Below are 21,203 nucleotides of genomic sequence, written 5' to 3' on the forward strand. Positions count from 1 at the left end.
CCAGGAAACTGCCCCGAGCACAAGGAACGGAAACGCACCTCATGCACAACTATCTCGACTTCGAAAAGCCGATCTCCGACCTCGAAGGTAAGATCATCGAGCTTAAGAAGCTGGCGACGGAAGACGAAAGCATCGACACCTCCGACGAAGTCGGCAGGCTCGAGGTCCGCGTCCGCGAGGCGATCGTCGAGATCTATTCCAAGCTCAATGCCTGGCAGAAGACGCAGGTCGCGCGCCATCCGCAGCGTCCGCATTTCGTCGACTATGCCAAGACGCTCTTCCAGGAATTCACGCCGCTTGCCGGCGACCGCAAGTTTTCCGAGGATGCCGCCATCCAGGCCGGTCTTGCCCGCTTCCGCGGCCAGCCGGTCGCCGTCATCGGCCAGGAGAAGGGTAACGACACCAAGAGCCGCCTGAAGCACAATTTCGGCAGCGCCCGTCCGGAAGGTTACCGCAAGGCGATCCGCATCCTTGAGATGGCGGACCGCTTCCAGCTTCCTGTCATCACCCTCGTCGATACCGCAGGCGCCTATCCCGGCGTCGGCGCCGAAGAACGCGGCCAGGCCGAAGCCATCGCCCGCTCAACGGAAATGTGCCTCGGCGTGAAGGTACCGCTGATCTCGATCGTCATCGGCGAAGGCGGCTCAGGCGGCGCGATTGCGATCGCCACCGGCAACCGCGTCTACATGCTCGAACATTCGATCTATAGCGTCATCTCGCCGGAAGGCGCCGCTTCGATCCTCTGGCGCGATTCCACCCGCGCCAAGGAAGCTGCAACCAATATGAAGATCACCGCCGAGGACCTGAAGGGGCTCGGTGTCATCGACGGCATCATCCCCGAACCGCTCGGCGGCGCGCATCGTGATCCCGACAGCGTTATCGCCGCAACCGGCGATGTCATCGCCAATGCGCTTGCCGAAATGGCTCCCCGTTCCGGCGAACAATTGCGCAACGACCGCCGCCAGAAATTCCTCGCCATGGGCCGCAATCTGTAAATTCCACAGGCCGATAGAGCTGATTGGGGCCAAATCTTGGCCACAATAATGTTATCTGTAACATTGCGCTTGCGGGACACGTCCGCGCAAGTCATAGGCTGGTAAGGATTTATCAAGTATAAGCCGCCTATGATTCCGCGCTACGCCCGGTTTCCGTAAGCGGGTTGGGTCGCATTATTGAATGGGCTGATTGAATGCGCATACGTCATTTTGCCTATGTTTCGCTCATGGCGCTGGCTCTGACCGGCTGCAATGATGCATTGGAATCGGCTCAAGGCATCGACCTTTCGACCGTCAAGAACAAGGTGGAGCAGCCGCTTCCCGCCCATATCCTTGCCGACATGTCCGCCAAGAGCATGGACCGCAACTCGCCGATCATGATCCGCATTTTCAAGGAAGAAGGTGCGCTGGAAGTCTGGAAGGCGAAGACGGACAATCGGTTCGAGAAGATCGCCGGTTATAAGATCTGCGCCTGGTCCGGCAAGCTCGGTCCGAAGGTCAAGACCGGCGACCGGCAGGCGCCGGAAGGCTTCTACAACCTTAGCCGCGCCAACCTGAACCCCAATTCCAAATATTATCTGGCGATCAACACCGGTTTCCCGAACCGCTATGATGCTGTCAACGGCCGCACCGGCAGCGACCTGATGATCCACGGTGCCTGCTCGTCGTCCGGCTGCTACTCGATGACCGACCAGCAGGTTCTGGAAATCTACGCCTTCGCCCGTGACGCCTTCAAGGGCGGCCAGGAAAGCGTGCAGCTTCAGGCCTTCCCCTTCCGCATGACCGCCGAGAACATGGTCAAGCACCGTCTCGATCAGAATTACGATTTCTGGAAGATGCTGAAGGTCGGCTACGACAATTTCGAAGTTACCAAGCGTCCGCCGGAAGTGAATGTCTGCGAGAAGAAATACGTCTTCAACCAGCAGGCCACGAACGGCGGCAGCTTCAATCCGGCCGGCGCCTGCCCGGCCATGTCGACACCGCCGGCGCTGACGGCAGCGCTCGCCTCCTATGGCAAGACCTATGATGCCGATTATCAGACAGCGCTGAAGAAATATGACGGGCTTGCCTGGTACGACCCGACGGAAGCAGAACGCAAGGCTGTGGTCGCCAAGCAGCGCAAGGGTCGTGAACTCGCCTATGCTCCAACCGGCACGTCGCTCGAGGCCGGCCGCATGGTCAAGGTTGCCGAACTCGAAGACATGATGGCCAATCAGGCCGCAAAGAGCGTTGCTGCAAAGACCGTAGCGACTGCGACGCCGACGACACAGGCGCAGGCCACGACCGTTGCCGCCGCGCTGCCGGCCAATATTCCGGTGCCGATGCAGAACCCGCTTGCCTATGCAGCGCCCGAACCCGCGCCGCAAGAAACCGCTGACGCAACCAAGAAGCCGTTCTGGAAGTTCTGGGCCAGGAACTGACCGGCTTGGACGCCGTTCTCTACGATCTGCGCGGGCTGAAATGCCCGCTTCCCGTTATCAGGACACGTAAGAAACTGACGGCCATGCCGAGCGGTGCGATGATCCTCGTCGACACGACCGACCCGCTCGCCGTCATTGACATCCCGCATTTCTGCAATGAGGACGGCCACGAACTGGTCAGCACAGAAAAGACCGAGCGCGGCCACCGTTTCCTGATCCGCAAGGGATAGGGTTTTTCGCAGTTAGATCCGCACCCCCGGAATGGCGAGCGGATTGTCGCTGAGCGCTGTCCGATCCGGCGTATCGATCCGCGGCTTGCCCACGAACGCATCAAAAAGATCCTTCACGAAAGCCTCAGGCAGATCCTTCGTGATCAGCACCATGCGCGTGCGCCGGTCCTCGGGATCCGGCCAGGCTGGAAGCCGCACCGGCGGATGAAAGATGCTCTGAACGCCATGCAGCACCAGCGGTCGCTCCGGCCGGTCGGACGTCGCGATGATCGCCTTCATGCGCAAAAGCTTTTCCCCGTGCGCCGAACGCAGGAGATCGATGAACATTTCGAGCGCCATCGGATCGATTGCCTTCTCCTCGATGATCGAGAAAGAGCGGATCGAAGCATCGTGACGATTGACGTCGTGCGGGTCCTGATGCTCGTGGCCATGATCATGATGATGGTGGTGATGACCGTGATCGTGCCCATGGTCGTGATGATGATGCCCCTCGTGCTCATGCTCGTCTTCATCATGAAGCCATCGGCGGACATCGGCGATCTTTGTACCGGGATCATAAAGCCCGTTGACAAAAATACGCGCTGAGCCTGCCTCATCGCTGTCGGCATTCATGATGGCGGCGCGCGGATTGAGGCCATGCAGACGTGCCATCAATGCATCCGTGCCGCCGGCTATGCTCTGCTTCGAAACGATCAGTCGATCGGCAACAGCCGCCTGCTTGCGCGCCTCCTCATGATTATCGAGCGTCTGCAGACCGTTCACCGCATCGACAACGGTGACGACGCCGTCGAGCTCGAAATTCTGCGCAATGACCGGATTGCCCATGATCGCCTGCATGACGGGAGCCGGGTCGGCAAGGCCGGTGGTCTCGATGACCACGCGCTTGACCAGTTTCACCCGGCCCGTCTGCACGGCATCCATGAGGTTCGCCAGCGTATCGACCAGTTCCCCGCGCACAGTGCAGCAGAGGCAGCCATCGGAGAGCTCGATGATGGAATCACCGGAACTTTCGACCAGCAGATGGTCGATGCCGACATCGCCGAATTCGTTGATGATGACGGCCGCATCCTTCATGGCAGGATCTTTGAGGATGCGGTTCAGAAGCGTCGATTTACCGGCACCGAGGAAGCCGGTCAGGATGGTGACCGGGATCTTGTCGCTGAACGTGCTCATGATCTTTCCTCAGAAGGATTTCGGCCGCGGGAGCGGCACCGGCACATTGGCAAGCGCCTCGACCGCGTCGCCCTTGGCGATCTTGTCGTTCTGCGCAACTGGCTGCGGATCCTGCCCCGGAATGAGGCCGGCAAACACGAATTGCGGCTCGTGGTCCATTTCGTGAATATAGGGCGACTGCACCTTCATGCGGCCGACCTCGTCACGCGTTTCGCTGCGTATCTTCGCGCCCTTGGCGCTGCAGATGTCGGCTGTAATGTCATTCACCTGGTCCTGCCCCGGACCATAAGGCCTCAGCGAACCCAATGTATCATTTGCCGCAAACTGCGTGGTGAAGCCCTTCTGCAGCAGATTGGCAGTGGCGTCGGCGCGAGCCGCCAGGCTGTCGGTGCCGAGCACGACGGAAACCAGCGTCCGGCCATTACGCGTCGCAGAACCGATCTGGTTGAAGCCCGAAGCGCAGATGAAGCCGGTCTTCATGCCGTCGGCGCCGGCAAAGCGGCCGATCAGCATGTTGATGTTCGGGACGTTCTGCTTGCCATTCGTGAAGCCTTCCAGCGAGAAATAACCGGCATATTGCGGGAAGTCGCGGCGCAGCGCCACCGTCAGGATCGCAAGGTCGCGGGCCGTTGTATACTGGCCGTTACCCGGCAGGCCGTTCGGATTGACGAAATGCGAATCCGACATGCCAAGCTTCGCCGCCTCGGAATTCATGCGCACGACGAAAGCTTCCTGGGTGCCGCCGACCGCTTCCGCAACGGCAACGGCGATGTCATTGGCCGACTTCACCATCAGGATCTTCAACGCGCTGTCGAGCGTAAATTTCTGGCCCGGCTTGAAGCCCATCTTGGCCGGCGGCGCGGACGCGGCCCGCTTGCTCATGACGACGGGCGTGTCGAGGCTGATCTGGCCGGAGCGGATCGCATCGAACACGGTATAGACGGTCATCAGCTTGGTCAGCGAAGCCGGATACCACTTGCGAAAAGCCTCCTCGTGCTCCAGCACCCGGCCGGTCTGCACGTCGACGAGAATATGCGGATTGGCGTGAGCAAGTGTAACGGACGAGACAAGAACCGCTGTTGCTGTCGCTATAAAAGAAAAGGGCCGCAAAGCGGCGAACAAACGATCGTGGCGCGTCGACAAGTGCTCGTCCTTCAGGGAATTATCTCGAAACCTTCCCCTATTTACCCTATATGGCTATGACATGGCAAAGGTCATTGACTAAGTTATTTCCAAGGCATCACGCCCTTGTGATGCTTTCAGACAGGCCCCACGCATTTCATTCACAGGAAGCCAAGAATGCCGATTCTGAACAGAGCCGCCGAACTTCAGGACGAAGTTGCAGAGTGGCGCCGCCACATCCATGCGCGGCCGGAACTTCTCTTCGCGGTCGAAAATACGGCTGCCTTTGTTGCTGAAAAGCTTAAGGAATTCGGCGTCGACGAAATCGTCACCGGCATCGGCCGCACCGGCGTCGTCGGCCTCATCAAGGGCAAGAGTGAAGGCAGCCGCACAGTTGGCCTGCGCGCCGATATGGACGCTCTGCCGCTTACCGAAATCACCGGCAAACCTTGGGCCTCGAAAACACCTGGCAAAATGCATGCCTGCGGCCATGATGGCCACACCGCCATGCTGCTCGGCGCAGCAAAATATCTTGCGGAAACCCGCAACTTCAACGGCAATGTCGCTGTCATCTTCCAGCCGGCCGAAGAAGGCGGCGGTGGCGGCAATCTGATGGTCAAGGACGGCATGATGGAGCGCTTCGGCATCGAAGAGGTCTACGGCATGCACAATCTGCCGGGTCTGCCCGTCGGCCAGTTCGCCACTCGCAAGGGGCCGATCATGGCGGCGACCGACGAGTTCACCGTCACCATCAAGGGCCGCGGCGGCCACGCGGCACAGCCGCACCGTACCATCGATCCGATCGCCATCGGCTCGCAGATCGTGACAAACCTGCAGCTGATCGCCTCGCGCAGCGTCAATCCTCTGCGCTCGGTCGTCGTCTCCGTCACCAAATTCAATGCCGGTTTCGCCCATAACGTCATCCCCAATGATGCGACCTTCGCCGGCACGATCCGCACGCTTGATGACGAGGTGCGTGATCAGGCTGAAGCGCGCCTGCGCGAAGTCGTGACAGGCATTTGCGCCGCACACGGCGCAGAAGCCGATATCAATTTCCACCGCAACTATCCCGTGACCTTCAATCATGCGGATGAAACCGAACACGCTGTCGCCATCGCCACCGACATTGCCGGCGAAGCCAACGTCGATCCCGAAATTGATCCAATGATGGGCGGCGAGGATTTCTCCTACATGCTGAACGCCCGCCCCGGCGCCTTCATCTTCATCGGCAACGGCGACACCGCTGGCCTCCATAATCCCGCCTATGACTTCAACGATGAGGCCATCGCCCACGGCATTTCCTATTGGGTACGCCTTGCCGAACAGCGCCTCGGCGCCTGAAACGAAACGACATGAGAGACTGCAAAAAGGCTTGGCTTAATGCCAAGCCTTTTGTATGCATGGCATCCAAGTGGTCCCGTAGCTCAGCAGGATAGAGCACCAGATTCCTAATCTGGGGGTCACGCGTTCGAATCGCGTCGGGATCACCATTCTCTCACCGATATCCAGGTCGCCACCGCACAGCGCGTTTTGCGCCAACCCCCAGCAGCGCCGCGACGATCCATCCGCCGACGAACCCGATTGCCGCCCACACAAAACCGGCGACGCTGACGGGGACCCCCGGTACGAAGTCTTGCCAGGTACTGGCAAGAATACCGTCATCGGCATTGCGCATGAGAATGAAGGGCTTTGCGACCGGCGCTGCGCGGCCGAGATCTGACTGCTGGGTCACAAGGCGCTCGTAGCGTTCCAATGTGCTGCGCATGGAAAGGCCGCGATCACGCAGGAAATCGTCGGGGGACCGGGCATAGACATCGAGTGCCTGCTGGCGATCGAGATGATGGTCGGCAGCCTGTTTCGTGAATCGTCGACGATGATCCTGAGCTCATCGACCGCCCCGCCGATGCGTTGCCGATACTGCTGGGCGAATTCCGGCGCCTGCGAGAAAAGCGTGCCGCCGGCCAGCCCAACGGCCAGTATGACGCCCCTTCCAATCTGTCCCATCACGATGTCTCCGGCTGTTCCGACACGAGAACGATTTCGAGCGGGCAAAGGTTGCCAGTGACACAATTGGTAACGCTATGTGATTGAACTGATTACGCTTCGTTCGAGTTCATCTCCCGACCCACTTAGAAAGAGAGGCTTGTCATGAAGAATATTATCATTGCTTCCGCATTTGCTGCGGCCACGATTCTCGCCGGCGCTCTGCCGTCCCAGGCTGCCAGCGTTACCATCACAACCGACAACGGTGGATACGGGCACCATCGCATGGCGGACCGTCCTTACTATCGTCATCACCTGCCGCCGCGCCGCGTTTCGCATGATTGCTTCACCCGCACGGAACGCATCCATAGCCACGGCGAGACCGTGATCAAGAAGACCCGTGTCTGCCGCTAAGATGTGACGACCCCGGCCGGAAAACCGGCTGGGGTCTTGAGTTCTGAAGCATGAGGAACTTCGGAATTTTTCCCGCGTTTTACCGGTAAACAGGAGTATCCGTCATGCATATTCGAATGACCCTGCTTGCAATTGGCTGTGCAATCGTTTGCGGTCTGCTCATCGCCATCAGCTATCAGCCGCAAGGCTCCATCACCGCACATAAGACCGATCGGCTCGTTGGCGAAAAGGCTCCAGCCGGGTTCCTGACCGAACGTTTCGGCTGATCAACTGAGCGACGGTTTGCGCGCCACGACGTGGAAATATTCCTCGTCTGCCAGCATCTCGCCGCCAAGCGGGCGTCCATCGACCGAAAAGAGCAGTGGCTCGCTGTTAAAGCCGCTTTCGGTAAGTTGTGAGCGTAGCTGGCCGGGTGTCGTGGCATAGACCATGATGCCGAAATCATGGGCGCGATGCAGCAGGATTGCATGTTCGCCGTCGCGCTGCTCCAGCGGCGCAAAACGACGCTCCCGCACCAGACCCATTGCATGTTTGAGAAGCCGAAAACTAAGCTTCACCGGATGGTTGGACCAGATAATGGACGAGCGGGCGCGGTTCTCACCGAAACCATGCCAGTTGCGATTGAAGGTCGAAAAAGCAAACGTACCACCGGCCTTCAGCACGCGCGAGACTTCACGAAGGACCGATCTGCGTCCATCGGCATCGACAGAGTCGATGCCATTATAGCTGAACACGACGAGATCGAAGGAGCCGTTGGCAAAGGCCGAAAGATCGCGCGCATCCATATTCTCAAAACGAAAACCCGGGTGGTTGGAGCGTGCGAGGGTCACCATCTCTGCCGTATAGTCGACGCCGACATACTCGCTGGCCTCCCCGGCGAGAAGTGCAGCCGTACGGCCGCCGCCGACACCGATATCAAGCACGCGACCGCCCCTGGCATTGGCAATCCCAATACCAAGCACCATACGCTCGCCTTCATTGATGAACCCGCTGCTATTGCGATAGTCGCGCCGGGAGAGCGGGCTGCTCCACGTTCGGCGATTGATCATTTCCATCTGATGCATCGAAATACCTGACTTCAGGGGGCTGGAATAGGTCCAAACCTAGGTCAGGGGTCGGCACGGATAAACTTACATAAAGTTAATGTTCGGTTAATAGTTAATGGCGAACGTTAACCATCGAGTTCGCAAGCAAAATACGGTTGCGAACCGTATGCACGCCCTCGACTGTTCTTGCGATCACTGTTGCCCGCTCGATTTCATCAACAGTACCGACATTGCCGCTCAAAACGATTTCGTCGTCTTCGGCAGTAACTTCGACATCGGATGCGTCGATACCGCCAGCGACCGCCAGCGCATTGGCGACCGCAGATTCCAGCGTCGCGCGGTTGGCGTATTCTGCCTCAGCTTCGGGCTGTTGGCCGTGAAATGTCTGTTCCTTGAACACCATCGTTCTCTCCTCCTTGACTGTGAGGAAGAAACGCAGAGGAAGGAGCTTTGGTTTCGCCTACCAGCGAAGCTGATAATTCAAATTGACATTTCCTGTCCGGCCCGTCGAAAGCGGATCGGATACGGACGCACTCAGCCCGAGATTGGGCAGGATATTCTGGCTGACGGCAACCGTGCTGGAAAAGTCGCCACTCGCATCCCCGATGCTGCTGCCGGCCGAAATCGATGTGCCGGTCCATGGATAGATCAGCTTGACCGCCTGCGAGGCCGATACTGTTGCCTGCCGCGCATCGACGGCGTTGTAACCGAAGCTCACCGCACGTGTCGTCTGCATGTCGAGTGTGTCAGACAATATCCAGCTCCGCGAGCGGCTGAGCATAAGCGCACCGCTGCCGCGCAAGGTATCGACCTGCAGCGTCACATCCTGCTGTGCGCGGCCGGCCGGTGTAACGCTCACCTTCTGCAGCTTGCCCCAGAGCATTGCCTGGCCGGAATCCGGCAGCGGTGCGCCGCTCTTGTTGGAGGCGAGTGCGAGATCGGCGCCGGCACTTGTCTCCCATTCCATCGGCAGGCGAAACCCGACCGTCGTCTTGTAGGAACGGGTGGACACCTTCACCGGCGACCAGATCAGCAGATCATCCGCAAATACCGGATTGGCCAGCGGCAGAAGGGCAAAAACAAAGCAGGCAATCTTTATCTTCGTCATAATATCGCATCGTTTTGAACTAGCACACCGGGCGCGCCGATAGGCGCAGAGCAGACGTGGAAGCGCTCGCATCGAACGCAATGAAGGACGGCGCGGACACGCAATCCCGGTTCAGTCTTCGATTTTTGTTGGCCCGGTTTTTGTTTGGCCCGTGGCCAGTGGCATAAATTGCCGGTTGCTCGTCGGACACATCAGTGCCCAGCGGATTTGCCTTGTTCGACCGTAATCAGCCGTAGCAAATGATCATCCCCTTGGGGACTGTTATCAGGATCACATCATGGCAGGGGCATGTAAACCCCTCTGGGGTTGAAATTTGCTGCACCGCACACTTGCTGCCTCCCGCGATCCCCTGTAGAGCCGATGCCGAATATGCAATTTCTTGCGAAATCGACCATGATGACGGGCAAAATCGCGCCTCGGCGCCTCAGTATCTTCGGTTCGACAGGTTCGATCGGCCAGAATACGCTGAATGTCATCGACCATATGGGCGGCCGGGACAATTTCGAAATTTCCGTCCTGACCGGCCACGGCAATGTGGAATTGCTGGCCCAGCAGGCGAAATCATCAGGCGCACGGCTGGCCGTCATCGCCAATGACCGACATTACGAATCACTGAAGAGCGAGCTTTCGGGCAGCGGCATTGCAGTCGCTGCCGGCAAATCCGGCCTGATGGAAGCAGCAGACTGCGAAGCTGACTGGGTAATGGCGGCCATCGTCGGCACGGCCGGGCTGGCACCCACCCTTGTCGCGGCACGCCGTGGCGCCGATATCGCGCTCGCCAACAAGGAATGTCTTGTTTCGGCCGGCGACCTTTTCATCGAGTCGGTGAGGAACGGCGGCGGCAAGCTGTTGCCCGTCGACAGCGAACACAATGCGATCTTCCAGGTGCTGGAGGAAAACCAGCGCCACGCCGTGGAGCGTGTGATCCTGACAGCATCGGGCGGCCCCTTCCGCACCTCATCACTGGAGGAGATGGCCAATGTTACGGTGGAGAGCGCACGCGCTCATCCCAGATGGTCGATGGGCCTGAAGATTTCCATCGACAGTGCGTCGCTGTTCAACAAGGCGCTTGAAATGATCGAGGCGAAGCATCTTTTCGGCCTGCGCCCCGAGCAGGTGGAGGTGATCGTCCATCCGCAATCGGTCATCCATTCAATGGTAGGCTATACGGATGGCTCGGTGCTGGCGCAACTCGGTGCACCCGATATGCGCACCGCAATCGGCTACGCCCTTTCCCATCCGCGCCGGGCGAATCTACCGATCGAACGGCTGGATTTCGCCAAGCTCGCGCGGCTGGACTTCGAGGCTCCGGACGAAAAACGTTTCCCTGCCCTGCGGCTTGCCCGGCTGGCGATGACGCGCGGCGGGGTCCAGGGAGCGGTACTGAACGGGGCCAAGGAAGTGGCGCTCGAAGCCTTCATCGAAAGCCGCCTTCCCTTCCTCGCCATGGCCGAGATCACCGAAAAGGTGATGGACGATCTCATCAGCCTGCCAGCGGCAGCGACGATGGACGATGTGTTCGCCGCAGACAAGGAAGCCCGGCAGCGGGCTGCCGGGCTCATCTAATAAAAAGCTGTTCCTGAAAAATCAGGCGACGTGGCGGGCAAGCGCGCAACGCGACCAGAGCGAATGCAGCGCGCTGACGAGATGCTCGATATCCGCGTCCGAATGCAGCGGTGTCGGCGTGATGCGCAGGCGCTCGGTCTTCTTCGGCACCGTCGGATAGTTGATCGGCTGCACGTAGACACCGAAATTGTCGAGCAGCAGATCCGAGATCCACTTGCACTTGGCGGCATCGCCGACCATGACCGGCACGATATGGCTCGGGTTCGGCATGTGCGGAATGCCCTGCTGGTCAAGCAGCATGCGCAGCTTCCGCACCCGATCCTGATGGCGAGCACGCTCGAATGGGCTTGCCTTTAGATGCCGAATCGAAGCGACCGAGCCGGCAGCAAGCGCCGGCGGCAGCGACGTCGTGAAAATGAAGCCCGATGCAAAAGAGCGGATGAAATCGCAGAGCGCCGCAGATGCAGCGATGTAGCCACCCATGACGCCAAAACCCTTGGCGAGCGTGCCTTCGATAACCGTGACACGATCCATCAGGCCTTCGCGCTCGGCGATACCGCCGCCGCGCGGACCGTACATGCCGACGGCATGCACTTCGTCGAGATAGGTCATCGCGCCATACTTGTCGGCGAGATCGCAGATTTCCTTGATCGGCGCGATATCGCCATCCATGGAATAGACGGATTCGAAGGCGATGAGCTTCGGCGCCTTGGGATCGGCGGCAGCGAGCCTGGCTTCGAGATCGGCCACGTCATTGTGCTTCCAGATGACCTTCTCGCACTTGGCGTAGCGAATGCCCTCGATCATCGAGGCATGGTTGAAGGCATCGGAGAAGATGATGAGGCCGGGGATCTTGGCGCCGAGCGTGCCGAGTGCTGCCCAGTTGGAAACATAGCCTGACGTGAAGGTCAGCGCGGCTTCCTTGCCGTGCAGATCGGCAAGCTCCCGCTCAAGCAGAACATGATAGTGGTTGGTGCCAGAGATATTCCGGGTGCCTCCCGCACCCGCGCCACAGTGATCGATGGCTTCCTTCATCGCCTCGATCACCTTGGGGTGCTGGCCCATGCCGAGATAGTCGTTGGAGCACCAGACGGTCACTTCCTGTTCGCCGTTCGCCGTGTGACGGGTTGCCCGCGGAAAGTTACCGCGATGGCGCTCCAGATCGGCAAAAACGCGGTAACGGCCCTCAGCGTGAAGCCCGTCCAGCTCGCTTTTGAAAAACGCTTCGAAATCCATCATATGCTCCAGTTCGTACGGCTGTTTCTTGCTGAGACCGCAACCGCACGTCAACCCTTACGTCCCTGATTTAACATCAACTGCGGCAAAAGGCGCAGACTTTTGAATGATTCCAGATAAAAAATATGCGAGCCGTGATCGGGGAAATTGATCGGCGTCAATTCCGGCAAATAAATTCGCTTTTAATCGTGGAAAGAAACCCGCGCCTTTCGAAAAAAGCTCGATGATGGTGGACAAGCCCTTCTTGCGACATAGTTTTCGGGCTAGCCTGGCGAAAAAACAGGTTAGGGACGACATCCGCCCGCTGGGGCGCCAAAAACCTCGGAGAGAAGAATGAAAAAAGTCCTCGTTCTCGCATTGATCGGCCTTTCGATCGCAAGCTGCACACCCACGCAACAAGGTGCCGGCATCGGCGCAGCGTCTGGTGCCGTTATCGGCGGCGTGGTCACCGGCGACGTGCGCGGCGCGGCAGTCGGCGCAGCAATCGGCGGCGTTTCAGGCGCATTGATCGGCAGGGTCGCAGAGCAGCCCGGCCAATGCTACTATCGAGACCGGTATGGTCGCCGCTACATCGATGATTGCCGCTAAGATCTGCAATCAGAATGGGAAAAATGGAAATCCCGGACCGTCGTCCGGGATTTTTTTGTACTAAATTAGTGCGCCAACAGTTTAAATTGGTACACGTGGCGCGATTTTGCCGCTAAGCTTGTTATCGGCTGGGCAACGCAGAGCTTCATTTTAATGTAACCAAAAAGCGGCGGATGCGGATTAGAGGGACGGGCCTGAGAACGGGTATTGCGTATCGAGCAGGCGCCATGGTGGTGGTCGCAGCGGCGGCTGCATTTTCACCAGTCCTCGTGGACAATGCTTACGCATTCAAGCTTTTCGGCATCACCATATTCGGCAAGGACGAGGACGAAAACCTGCAGGTCCCCGATCCGGTGCGCTATGACATCGACCTTGAGACCGGCACAGCTGATAGCGACCTGAAAGAGGCACTGGAAAACAGCTCTCGCCTTGTCGGTGACAAGAGCAGGCCGGTTTCAGGCGATCTTGGCATTGTCGTCAAAGCTCGTGACGACCGCGAGAGGCTGATCGCGACACTTTACGAAAAGGCGCGTTACGGCGGCGTTGTGACGATCACCATCGATGGCCGCAACATAGACGATCTCCCGCCCAACCCGACTTTTGATCGCTCGAAGCCGGTTCCGGTCAAAGTGGATATAGCCCCTGGTCCGGTCTTCACCGTGGATGAGGTCCAATTCGGCGGCGATGCTGCGCACCGCAATCCCGCCGATTACGATCTCGCACCGGGCGAGCAAGCCGGCTCGCTCGCCATCATCAAGGCTGGCGATACGATCGTCGACCAGTTGAAGAGCGAAGGAAGGCCCTTTGCCAAGCTGACCGAGCGGCGCGTGGTCGCCGACCACAGCAAGAACACCGTCGATATCGTTCTCGCTGCCGAAGGTGGTCCGGTTGCTCCGATCGGCGACGTCGGCGTGACCGGGGAGGAAAGGGTCAAGCCGGAATTCATCCAGCGCTACTCCCGTCTGCAGAAGGGCGAAGCCTATTCGCCGGAGGCGCTGAGGAAGGCAGGCGAGCGCCTGCGCGCGCTTGGCGTGTTCTCCAGCGTGACGATCCACGAAAGCGACGCACTGGCTTCCGATGGCACCTTGCCCATGACAATCGAGGTTTCCGAAGGCAAGCGGCGCTACCTCGGCATCGGCGCGCAATATTCGACGATCGACGGTTTCGGCGTCAACGGCTACTGGGGCCATCGCAATCTGTTCGGCGGGGCCGAATCGCTGCGCATCGAAGGCGCCGTCTCGCGCCTCGGCGAAGCGTCCGACCTCGGCGATCTCGATTACTCCGCCGGCATCCTCTTCACGAAACCGGGCTTCATCCATCCGTCCGCCACGCTGAAGGCCGGCATCGTCGCCAAGACGCAGAATCCGGATGCCTATAATGCAAAGCTTATCACCGCCTCGCTTGGCCTCTCTTATGAATTGACGGATCAGGACACCATCTCGGCAGCCGGCGAGGTGAGCTTCGAGAATGACGACGACGCTTTCGGCAACAACAATTATCTGACCTTCACGCTGCCGATCACCTATGATCGCGATGCCCGTGATGACAAATTCAATCCGACCGGGGGCTACCAGGCCACGCTGTCGGCAAAGCCGGGCTATGAGTTCATGAACGGCACGGTCTATTCGGCCTTCGAGGGCTCGATATCAGGCTATCTCGGTCTCGGCGCCGAAGACGGCGTCGTACTTGCCGGCAAGCTTGCAGCCGGCACGCTGATCGGCGGCGACGGCGTTCAGGATATTCCCGCCACCCAGCGTTTCTTCGCCGGCGGTGGCGGTTCCGTGCGTGGTTACGGTTATCAGGAAATCTCGCCCTACAACGAAAACGACGAGGCGACTGGCGGCCGCTCTTATGTAATCGGCTCCTTCGAAGCGCGCATCAGGATTACCGATACGATCGGCGTCGTGCCCTTTATCGATGTCGGCACGGTTTCGGACAGTATTGCGCCTGATTTTTCCGATATCAGGGCCGGTGCGGGCGCCGGTATCCGCTATGCAACGCCTTTCGGTCCCCTTCGGCTTGATTTTGCCGTACCGCTGAACAAGTACGACGGTGGAACTGAATATGGAATTTATGCCGGCATAGGCCAGTCATTCTAGAAATGATGGAGTATTTCCGTGACCGGAAACGGGAATGCCTTTGGAATGCCGATTTCGCAGTATTTTCCGACCTGTGAGCTGTCATGAAAACGGGATAGTGTCCGCTCTTATGCAAATGTTGGCGAAAATCATGAACTGGATAATGCGGCTTGTCGGCTACGGCCTCGGCGCTGCGCTCATCCTTGCCGTCATTGCTCTGGCGATTTTCGGATTCACCTCATTCGGCGCCCGCATCATCACCGAAAATGTCGCTTCGGCACTTTCCAACCGCGATATGACGATCTCAGTACGGGAACCCGAAGGCCTGCTGACCGGTGGGTTGCGCGCTGCCGAGATTACCCTCTCGGACACGCGCGGCACATTCGCAGAAGTCCGTGGTATTGCCATCGACTGGAATCCTCTGGCGCTGTTGACCGGAACGTTCAGCGCCAAACAGGTCTCTGTTGCCTCCATCGATGTGCGCCGTAAAGCGGTACGCACTCTGCCTTCCAGGCCGGCGCCCGCGGAGGAACAAGGCGGCAGTGGTTTTCGGCTACCCATAAAGATCGATATCGAGCATATCGCCCTGCCGAATATTTCGCTCGCGGCGCCTCTGACCGGACGCGCCTTCTCGCTTGCCGCCACCGGCAATCTCAGAGCCGATGGCGACGGCGGCGAGGCAATTATCAACGTCAACCGCCATCAGGTTCCCGACGCCAAACTCTCCGCCGACGTTGCCTTTACCCCGGCAAACAGCCACCTGCGGCTGAATGCCCAGCTTGCAGAACCGCAGGGCGGCCTGCTTGCTGGCTTTCTCGGTCTGCCCGGCAGCCCGGCCGTTAACATAGCGCTCAATGGCGAAGGCCCGATTTCGGATTGGAACGGCAAGCTGCAGGCAGCCCTCGATGGCCAGCAGCGCGCCTCACTGGAAGGCAAGCATGCAATCACGGCCGACGGCTTGCATCATCTCGACCTTAAGGGCGGCGGCGATGTGAGCTCGTTGCTCCCCATGGCATTCCGGCCGCTTTTTGCAGGGCAGACGAATATCGATGTATCCGCCACCTTCGACGATCACGGCAAGATCGATATTCAGACCGGCAATCTCGCCACCGGCAGCGTCGTCATCGCCGCATCCGGTACACTCGATCCTGCCGGCAACAACAGCCTGAATGCCAATGTGCTGGGCACCTCGGGCCCTGTCGATTTCCGCTGGCCGCTTGCCGATGGCGAAGCACGCTTCATGATTTCAGGCCTCAACCTGGCGATGACCGGACAGGCACAGGCCGTGCGCATCAATGCGAGCGGATCGCTGGATTCCGCCACAATGCCGCAAGCCGACATCGGCAACGTCAAGCTGACGGCCAAGAGCGATGCCTTCAACCTCGCCAATGGCGCCGGCGATATCCAACTGCGTCTCGTCGCCGGGGACGCGACATTCACCGAGCCCAACCTCAACCGCGCCGTTCGCGGCCCGATCACACTCGTCGCTCCGCTTCAGATTTCACGCAACGGCATCGGCTTCAACGGCACGACGATCGAAAGCGCCAATATCGGCGCCGATCTCAATGGCTCCTATCGCCTGGCTGACAATACACTGACCGGCAATGCGAAATTTGTCGTACAGCCGGCCGCGCTACCGCCGGCCGTCGCTGAAAAGTTCGATGCGCCGATCAATCTCGAGACCCAGGTCGCCGGCACTATCCCCTCAAAGGTGGCGCTGTCGAATATCACGATCAAATCTCCGACCATCGAGGCAGGCGGCAACGTAGCGCTCGAGGATGACGTGCTGACAGCCGATCTCGCCGGCAAGCTTCGCGACATCGGCAAGCTGCTCTCGGGCACGAGCGGGGAAGCGGATTATAGCGTCAGAGCCAGTGGCACGCTTCCGGCGCTTGCGCTCACCGCCAATGTCAAAGCCGCCAGCCTGCAGATGGCCGATCGCAAGGTGGGCAATCTCAACATCGACCTGACGGGCTCTGCCGATCCAGCCGCTCCGCAGGGCCACGTAGCCGCAACGGGCATGATCGACGGCCAGCCGATCGGCATCAACGGCGATGTCAGATCCGAAAACGGAACGATTTCTATCCCCGCGCTGACGGCCGATGTCGGCAGCAATCGCCTGACGGGCAATCTCACGCTTTCCTCGGGCATGACGCCGGCGGGTGTGCTGACCTTTGACTTCCCGGATATCGGCCTGCTTGCAGCCCTCGGCGGCCAGAAGGCGGAAGGCGACCTCAAAGGCTCTGTCGATGTCACCGGCAATGACGGCAAGATCGCACTCAAGATTGCCGCCAACGGCAACGGCATTCGCCGCGACACGCTGACGATCGCAAAGCCTGCGATCGACGTGACCGTCAGCGATGTCCAGGCTTTTGCCGCCAACGGCACGATACGGGCCGACGAGTTCGGCATCGGTACCAACAAGCTTACCGGCATTGCGCTTGATTTCGCCCAGCAGCAGACCCGCACCGACTTCAATCTGAATGCAGGTTATGACGGCAATCCGCTGCAGGCGGGCGGCAGTGTGCAGTCCGCAGGCGGCATGATTGATCTCAGCCTTGACCATTTCGCCGCGAAGCCACGCAACATTCCGGTCGAACTGGCATCACCGGCGCAGGTCAACGTCACCAAGGGAGTTGCCAGTCTGAACGGTCTGACCGTGAAGACCGGCAGCGGCTCGGTATCGGTTACCGGTTCTGCCGGTGAGACACTGAAGCTCGACGCCGTCATCACCGACTTGCCCGCAAGTCTCGCCAACAGCTTCGTCCCCAATCTCGCCGCTGACGGCGCGATTTCAGGGACGGTCAACGTGACCGGCACATCAGCCGCTCCCGTCGTCAATTTCAAGCTCGACTGGAAGGATGCGGCCACCAGTCATACGAAGGGCGCCGGCATCGCCCCTCTTGGCGTCTCCACATCAGGAACGTTCGCCGAAAACAAGCTGACTTTCGAGGGCGGCATTCGCGGCGCTGACGGTCTTTCCCTGAAGGCTGGGGGTGATGTTGGCCTTGCGGATCCGAACGGCCCAACTCTCAATATCAACGCGGACATCGTCAGTCTGCCGGCAAATGTCGCCAACGGTTTTGTTCCCGATCTTGCCGCCGAAGGCACGGTTTCGGGGACGGTCACCGCGACGGGCACGCCCGCGGCACCAGCGGCCGATTTCAAGCTGAACTGGAAAGGCGCCGCGACAAGCCAGACAAAGAGCGCCGGACTTGCCGGTCTGTCGCTCAACGCATCCGGCAGGTTTGCGGATAACAAGCTCGATTTCGATACGGCACTCACCGGCAAGGGCAAATTATCGCTGAAAGCTCTCGGCAACGTCGCGATTACCGGAACCACGATCGGCAATATCAAGGTCGATGCCGAGCTTGCGAATGTCCCCGCCAATATCGCCAATGGTTTCGTGAAGGATCTGGACGCCGGCGGAACGATTTCGGGCACCGCCTCGGCATCGGGGACGCTTGCCGCACCGGCTGCGGATATCAAGCTCAGTTGGCAGGACGCCACGACACGGCACACCAAGACCGCCGGCCTGACCGGACTGGATCTTGCGGCAACAGGCCATTTTGCCGACCAGAAACTCGATTTCGATGCCAGCCTCACCGGACCGAAAACCTTGTCGCTGAAGGCGGCGGGCAATATCGAGCTTGCGGGGACGGCGGTGCGCAATCTCAAGGTCGACGCCGATCTCGCAAACCTTCCTGCAAATCTCGCCAACGGCTTCGTTCCCGATCTCGGCGCTGAAGGAACGATTTCCGGCAAGGCGTCGGCCTCGGGCTCGCTGCCGACACCGGCTGTCACCTTCGATCTCGCCTGGGCCAATGCGGCAACGCGCCAGACAAAGAGCAATGGCCTCACCGATCTTTCCGCCCGGGCCACCGGCAAATATGAAAACAACAGGGTCGATTTCGACGCCAATCTCGGCAGTGGCAATGGCGCGCTGCTGAAGGCGAACGGCGGCGTGACGATCGACGGCACCGCCATTCGCGACCTCGCCGTCAACGCCGACATTGCCGGACTGCCCGCAAACCTCGCCAATGGCTTCGTGCCCGGTCTTGGCGCCGAGGGCATAATCTCCGGCACTGCAGTCACCTCAGGCACGCCGACGGAGCCGGTGGTCGATTTCAAGCTCGACTGGACGAACGCGGCAACGCGCCAAACCAAGACCGCCGGTCTTTCTGGCCTCGCGCTTGCCGCTTCCGGCAAATATGTCACCAACCGCCTGGATTTCGACGCCAATCTCAATGGCAAGGGTGGCGTGTCGCTGAAAGCCGCCGGCAATCTCGCGCTGGCAGGCACCGCGATCCAGGGCATCGATGCAAAGGCCGATATCACCAACCTGCCCGCCGCCGTCGCCAATGGTTTCGTCCCTGATATTGGAGCCGAAGGCATCATCACAGCGACGGCCACGGCCTCGGGATCACTGACCGCCCCGACAGCCAATTTCAAGATCGACTGGAAAAACGCCGGGACGAAACAGACGAGAACTGCCGGCCTCTCCGGCCTAGCGCTCGCCGCTTCGGGCAAACTCAATAAGGATCGGCTGGATTTCGATGCCAATCTCAACGGCAGCGGCGGCGTCTCGCTGAAGGCATCCGGCAATCTCGATATAGCCGGAACGACCATCAAGGGCGTCAACGCCAAGGCCGACGTCACCAATCTCCCGGCTGCCGTAGCCAACGGTTTTGTTCCGAACCTTGGTGCGGCCGGAGCCATCTCCGCAACCGCAACTGCTTCCGGCGCACTTCCCCTTCCCTCGGTTGATTTCAAGGTCGACTGGAAGAATGCCGAAACGAGCCAGACGAGGAGCGCCGGCCTTGCCCCGCTCACCATCGGCGCAAGCGGCAAGCTGGCCGACAATCGCCTGACGGTCGACACCAGCCTTGCCGGCGACGGCGGATTGTCGCTGAGAGGCGGCGGCAATCTCGCAATGACAGGCAACCGCGCCATGTCGATGCGTTTCAACGGCAGCCTTCCCTTCGCCGTTCTCGGCGCACAACTCGCCCAGCAAGGTCTCGTTGCCGAAGGCGTCGCCAATGTGAACCTGGAAGTCAGCGGTACGACGGCCGCCCCTGTTATCAACGGCACGGTCACCACGGATGGCGCAAAGCTGATCGACGTGCGCCGCAACCTCGCCCTCGAAGGCCTCAGCGCGACTATTACCTTCAACGGCCAGCAGGCCGTCATTTCTCGGCTGAACGGCAGGCTCGCAAGCGGCGGCTCTATTTCGGCCAGCGGCTCGGTCGGCATCAGCGGCACCTTCCCCGCCGACCTTTCCATTCGTCTGGATCATGCAGTCTATGTCGACGGCACTTTGGTTGTCGCAACCGTGGACGGGGCACTCGGACTAAAGGGACCGTTGCTCTCCAATCCCATGCTTAATGGTAAGCTCCACATCGACAAGGCGTCGATCACCGTGCCGGAGAGACTGCCGACGTCCCTGCGCGAAATCGATATACGCCACATCCACGCGCCGCCTGCCGTGCTTGCCCAGCTCAAAAACAATGCGCAGCAGCAGCCACGGGAAAAGTCTTCGACCATAATGCTGGATATCCAGCTCGACGCGCCCTCGCAGATCTTCGTGCGCGGCCGTGGCATCGACGCGGAAGTCGGCGGCAACATCACGATCCGCGGCTCGGCTGCCGCACCCGAAGTTGCCGGCGCCTTCACCATGCGCCGCGGGCGTCTGACGATCCTCAACCGCCGCCTCGATTTCTCCGACCGCAGCCGCATCACTTTCGCCGGCGACCTGACGCCCGCCCTCGACATGGAAGCAACCTCCACCTCGGGCAGCACGACGCTGACAGTAGATGTTGCCGGCCTTGCGACTGACCCCGCTATCACCTTCTCCTCCTCGCCCGCCCTGCCGCAGGATGAAGTGCTGGCTCAGCTGATCTTCGGCCAGTCCATGTCACGCCTTTCTCCGGTGCAGATCGCCCAGCTTGCCGATGCCGTCAGCCAGCTCGCCGGCAATCGCTCGACCTCGCTTTTCGAAGGTCTGCGCAACCAGCTCGGCGTCGATGATCTCGACATCAGCACCGACTCGAAGGGCCAGACCAGTGTCAGCGTCGGCCGCTATCTCAACGAGCGGACCTATTTCGAGCTGCAACAGGGCGGAGAAGCCGGTGCCAAGGCGATTATCAATCTCGATGTCGGCCGCGGCGTGAAGCTGCGCGGTGCCGCCGGTGGCAACGGATCGGGCGAAGCCGGGATCGTCTACGAACACGAGTATTGAGGCCG

Annotated in this window: 16 protein-coding genes, 1 tRNA gene and 1 pseudogene; 11 read left to right on the plus strand and 7 right to left on the minus strand. The window is 59.9% G+C overall.

Going from position 1 to position 21,203, the window contains the following annotated elements; genetic code table 11:
- Positions 1-41 precede the first annotated feature (41 nt).
- The 3 genes from FHT93_RS22110 (at position 42) to FHT93_RS22120 (ending at position 2,646) form a co-directional block, all read left to right on the plus strand.
- On the plus strand, positions 42-995 hold the full coding sequence (locus tag FHT93_RS22110; protein WP_112545561.1) for an acetyl-CoA carboxylase carboxyltransferase subunit alpha: 954 nt from the start codon (positions 42-44) through the stop codon (positions 993-995).
- A gap of 194 nt (positions 996-1,189) precedes the next feature.
- Entirely contained in the window at positions 1,190-2,416 is a 1,227-nt protein-coding gene (locus FHT93_RS22115) for a murein L,D-transpeptidase family protein (protein ID WP_112545562.1), read from the plus strand.
- A gap of 5 nt (positions 2,417-2,421) precedes the next feature.
- Positions 2,422-2,646 carry a sulfurtransferase TusA family protein gene (locus FHT93_RS22120; protein ID WP_112545563.1) on the plus strand — a complete coding sequence of 75 codons (225 nt, stop codon included), beginning with the start codon at positions 2,422-2,424 and terminating at the stop codon, positions 2,644-2,646.
- 12 nt (positions 2,647-2,658) lie between these two features.
- Here FHT93_RS22120 and FHT93_RS22125 read toward each other — a convergent pair whose 3' ends face one another.
- Entirely contained in the window at positions 2,659-3,819 is a 1,161-nt protein-coding gene (locus tag FHT93_RS22125) for a GTP-binding protein (RefSeq protein ID WP_183849496.1), read from the minus strand.
- A 9-nt stretch (positions 3,820-3,828) separates the two neighbouring features.
- Positions 3,829-4,962: a D-alanyl-D-alanine carboxypeptidase family protein gene (locus tag FHT93_RS22130; protein WP_112545565.1), complete on the minus strand. Its 1,134-nt coding sequence runs from the start codon at positions 4,960-4,962 to the stop codon at positions 3,829-3,831.
- Between the two features lie 156 nt (positions 4,963-5,118).
- Here FHT93_RS22130 and FHT93_RS22135 point away from each other — a divergent pair, with 156 nt between their 5' ends.
- A complete protein-coding gene (locus tag FHT93_RS22135; RefSeq protein WP_183849498.1) occupies positions 5,119-6,282 on the plus strand; it encodes a M20 aminoacylase family protein in 1,164 nt (387 codons plus the stop codon).
- A 72-nt stretch (positions 6,283-6,354) separates the two neighbouring features.
- A tRNA-Arg gene (locus FHT93_RS22140) sits at positions 6,355-6,431 on the plus strand.
- A 5-nt stretch (positions 6,432-6,436) separates the two neighbouring features.
- On the opposite strand, the pseudogene FHT93_RS22145 reads toward FHT93_RS22140, so the two are convergent.
- Positions 6,437-6,945: pseudogene (locus FHT93_RS22145) on the minus strand (DUF2937 family protein).
- Between the two features lie 144 nt (positions 6,946-7,089).
- Between FHT93_RS22145 and FHT93_RS22150 the strand changes: the two are divergent.
- On the plus strand, positions 7,090-7,338 hold the full coding sequence (locus tag FHT93_RS22150; RefSeq protein WP_113144865.1) for a hypothetical protein: 249 nt from the start codon (positions 7,090-7,092) through the stop codon (positions 7,336-7,338).
- Positions 7,339-7,442: 104 nt separating this feature from the next.
- Positions 7,443-7,604, plus strand: coding sequence for a hypothetical protein (locus tag FHT93_RS22155; RefSeq protein WP_183849500.1), 162 nt, complete (start codon positions 7,443-7,445; stop codon positions 7,602-7,604).
- Here FHT93_RS22155 and FHT93_RS22160 read toward each other — a convergent pair whose 3' ends face one another.
- From FHT93_RS22160 to FHT93_RS22170, 3 genes are all read right to left on the minus strand, one after another.
- Positions 7,605-8,393, minus strand: a complete 789-nt coding sequence (locus FHT93_RS22160; protein ID WP_246781703.1) for a class I SAM-dependent methyltransferase — start codon at positions 8,391-8,393, stop codon at positions 7,605-7,607.
- A gap of 103 nt (positions 8,394-8,496) precedes the next feature.
- Positions 8,497-8,787: a BON domain-containing protein gene (locus FHT93_RS22165; protein ID WP_113144867.1), complete on the minus strand. Its 291-nt coding sequence runs from the start codon at positions 8,785-8,787 to the stop codon at positions 8,497-8,499.
- Positions 8,788-8,844: 57 nt separating this feature from the next.
- A complete protein-coding gene (locus FHT93_RS22170) occupies positions 8,845-9,492 on the minus strand; it encodes a hypothetical protein (RefSeq protein ID WP_183849502.1) in 648 nt (215 codons plus the stop codon).
- 393 nt (positions 9,493-9,885) lie between these two features.
- Between FHT93_RS22170 and dxr the strand changes: the two genes are divergently transcribed.
- Entirely contained in the window at positions 9,886-11,058 is a 1,173-nt protein-coding gene (gene dxr, locus FHT93_RS22175; protein ID WP_183849504.1) for a 1-deoxy-D-xylulose-5-phosphate reductoisomerase, read from the plus strand.
- 21 nt (positions 11,059-11,079) lie between these two features.
- Here dxr and hemA read toward each other — a convergent pair whose 3' ends face one another.
- Positions 11,080-12,294, minus strand: a complete 1,215-nt coding sequence (gene hemA / locus FHT93_RS22180; RefSeq protein ID WP_029868798.1) for a 5-aminolevulinate synthase — start codon at positions 12,292-12,294, stop codon at positions 11,080-11,082.
- A 333-nt stretch (positions 12,295-12,627) separates the two neighbouring features.
- Here hemA and FHT93_RS22185 point away from each other — a divergent pair, with 333 nt between their 5' ends.
- The 3 genes from FHT93_RS22185 (at position 12,628) to FHT93_RS22195 (ending at position 21,198) form a co-directional block, all read left to right on the plus strand.
- The gene (locus tag FHT93_RS22185) at positions 12,628-12,882 is read left to right on the plus strand and encodes a YMGG-like glycine zipper-containing protein (protein ID WP_007822262.1); all 255 of its coding nucleotides are present in this window, start codon (positions 12,628-12,630) and stop codon (positions 12,880-12,882) included.
- A gap of 173 nt (positions 12,883-13,055) precedes the next feature.
- The gene (locus tag FHT93_RS22190) at positions 13,056-14,981 is read left to right on the plus strand and encodes an autotransporter assembly complex family protein (protein WP_183849506.1); all 1,926 of its coding nucleotides are present in this window, start codon (positions 13,056-13,058) and stop codon (positions 14,979-14,981) included.
- 109 nt (positions 14,982-15,090) lie between these two features.
- Positions 15,091-21,198, plus strand: a complete 6,108-nt coding sequence (locus FHT93_RS22195; RefSeq protein WP_183849508.1) for a translocation/assembly module TamB domain-containing protein — start codon at positions 15,091-15,093, stop codon at positions 21,196-21,198.
- Positions 21,199-21,203 lie beyond the last annotated feature (5 nt).

Origin of the sequence: Rhizobium sp. BK379, assembly GCF_014193955.1 — a bacterium.
GTDB lineage: Bacteria > Pseudomonadota > Alphaproteobacteria > Rhizobiales > Rhizobiaceae > Rhizobium.